The organism is uncultured Brachyspira sp., assembly GCF_910588665.1.
Taxonomy (GTDB): domain Bacteria; phylum Spirochaetota; class Brachyspiria; order Brachyspirales; family Brachyspiraceae; genus Brachyspira.
In genome coordinates this window covers 1-2,449 of the sequence record NZ_CAJUPR010000026.1, presented here as the reverse complement: position 1 = coordinate 2,449, position 2,449 = coordinate 1, and the positions used below count along the sequence as shown (strand labels likewise).

Here is a 2,449-nt window from a genome sequence, read left to right as displayed (position 1 = left end):
AATAGGTATTTTCCCAACAACAGACATTGTTTTATTCCAGCCATGTTTAAAGCCATTAGCAAAATCTTTAACTCCTTCTTTTAATTTTTTAAAGAATGAACCAAAAGCCATGTTTTTTTTTCAGTCATAATAAAAAATTTTTTTTATGAGCTTGACGAGGAACATTTTTTTTTTGAATAGGGATTTGCCTTTATTGATTTGAATTTTTTTGGTAGGGAACTTTCACTTCACAATAATTTATCTCGGATAAAAAACAAATATGACGGATTCCGAAAAACATCCAGGGTGCGTTTACTTTATCGATTGTTTTGCTTGGTCAAAAAAGAAAATCCCTTTAGAACTTGAATATGACACAATAGATAAATGGTTCTTTAATCAAATTCCTTTTAATGAAGTTTTAGGAAAAGATACTTATTATCATCTCTATTTTGATTTTGATTCAATATCATCTGTCGAAGAATTTGATGATGTCAAAAAATGGTTAGATTCTTTAACTGAAATTTTCGGTCCTTATTCGATAGGAGGATATACAAAATCACAAGAATTAGAAGTTCAAACAGGTTTAAAAAAAATTGATGATGCAGATCATTTTTGTTCGATTCATGTAATATTTTATACGACAAAGATAAAAGGAACAGAAATTCAAGAAATCATGAAATATAAATCTGGTTTTGAATATAATGTTCATCGTCTTTGTGATCCAAATGTCTATAAACTTGGTACGAGACAAATTTTTAGACATGCTTTATCTAATAAAATTTATGGTCCTGGAGATGAAAGAAACAAGATGATTGCAGGATCTTTGATTGATAAAAAGACACCTTCCCAACATATCGTTCAAATTCGAGGATTTGAAAAAGAAATTCAAAGAGAAGAATGGTCAAAAGTCTTTAAGAAAATTGAACAGCCAAAAAAAGAAAAAACCAAACAAAAAGTCGAGGATTGGTCAAGAGAAGATATTGACCCAGAAGATTTTGAAATCAGAACAAATTTAATAAATATGACTCCTGAAGAATTACATGAATTAATGATAGAATTTGAACCTACTTTCCCAAATTTTGAAAAGATAATGGTAAATTTATTTCATTCTCCTTTCGATCAAGAATACATTACTTTTATGGTTAAAAATTGGTATTTTGCAAGAAATGACCATCACAATTTAACGACGATAGATGATTATTCAGAAAAATATTATGAAAAAGTTGATTCAAATAAATGGTTCTTCTCAATATTAAATCATCTTGACATAACAAAAAAGAGATTCTATCTTGAGAAATATGCAAATAATCATATTGATGAATCTATCGAAGTCGATCTTCAAGACCAATTTTCGTTATTCGATATTCGTAAAAAAGATTATCAAAATAAGAATGGAATAAGGGTTGGGGAATTCTTGTCTGATTTAAAGAAAGTCTTAATTGTTGTAGATTGTGCAAAATCTCTTTATTTTATTAAAGATATTGATATCGATGAGAAGACAATGAAATTTTCCCCTCTTGACGATGCAGGATTTAAACTCAAAATGAGTTCGATAAATTTGGGATATTATTTCGAAGCAAAGAAGAAGAGAACAATAAATGCTTATCAAATCTTCTGTGCAGGGAAGAACAAAAATTTTTTCATGCGAAGACAAATCAAATTTTATTCGGATAATCCAGAATTTTTTAGCATCTTTTATGGATATCAATACTCTCCTCTCAAAGAAGTAGAAATACCTATTATTCTGCCATTTTTGGATCATATTCATGATATTATTGCAGATAACAATGATGAATTATATGAATATATCTTGAATTGGGTATCCTATATTATTCAAAATATAAATGGAAAAACAGAAACTGCTCTTGTATTGACAGGAAAAGAAGGAACAGGAAAAAATACTTTTACTGACCCAATTTGCCAACTCCTCAAAGGATATTCAGAAGATAATATCAATAAAATAGAACAAATTGTCGGTTCGTACAATTCCTTATTGGAAAACAAGAAATTGATAATCTGTAATGAATTATCGTCTGCAGATAACAATACATTTATAGATTTTGATACATTAAAGTCTGTTATTACAGAGAAAACAATCATCATTTCTGAGAAATATCAACCATCAAGACCTGCCGAAAATGTCGTTAATTTGATCTTTTTATCGAATCATGATTGTCCTGTTCGACTTCTTCAAGGCGATAGGAGATATGTCGTTTCGGAAACATCTTCTGCTAGAAAAGATGATTTTACATATTTTAAGGCTTTGAATGAATTATTTCGAAACGAAAAATTTTATCCAAATTTATTCACTTTCTTTTGGACAAGAGATATATCCGACTGGAATGCTCGAATCTTACCTCAGACGGCAGCAAGGACAAGAATCATCGGTAATTCAAAAAGTGCTTATGAAATGTTTATTGTGGAAAATTTAGATGATTTCAAAGCAGGATTCCCAAAGAAAAAAGCATAT

General features: G+C 29.2%; 1 protein-coding gene. It reads left to right on the top strand.

Annotation, left to right across the window (positions count from 1 at the left end; translation table 11 throughout):
- Positions 1-259: 259 nt before the first annotated feature.
- Positions 260-2,449 (top strand): primase-helicase family protein (locus QZ306_RS10315; RefSeq protein ID WP_295163604.1); only part of this gene is annotated, 2,190 nt, incomplete at its 3' end.